Annotated in this window: 2 tRNA genes; both read right to left on the reverse strand. The window is 51.4% G+C overall.

From position 1 onward, the window contains the following. Window positions 1–4: 4 nt before the first annotated feature. Window positions 5–80, reverse strand: a tRNA-Ala gene (locus TEPIDINF_RS15175). A 31-nt stretch (window positions 81–111) separates the two neighbouring features. Further along, window positions 112–188, reverse strand: a tRNA-Ile gene (locus TEPIDINF_RS15180). Between the last annotated feature and the right edge of the window lie 20 nt (window positions 189–208).

Genomic DNA, 208 nt, shown 5'->3' on the forward strand with positions numbered 1-208 from the left:
TTGATGGTGGAGCTAAGCGGGATCGAACCGCTGACCTCCTGCTTGCAAGGCAGGCGCTCTCCCAGCTGAGCTATAGCCCCGTATTAGATATTAGAGTTTTAAGTTCTATAATGGTGGGCCTAACAAGACTTGAACTTGTGACCTCACGCTTATCAGGCGTGCGCTCTAACCAGCTGAGCTATAGGCCCTCAATGACACGCTTGATGCG

The organism is Tepidibacillus infernus (genome assembly GCF_048898065.1).
Classification (GTDB): Bacteria; Bacillota; Bacilli; order Tepidibacillales; family Tepidibacillaceae; genus Tepidibacillus_B; species Tepidibacillus_B infernus.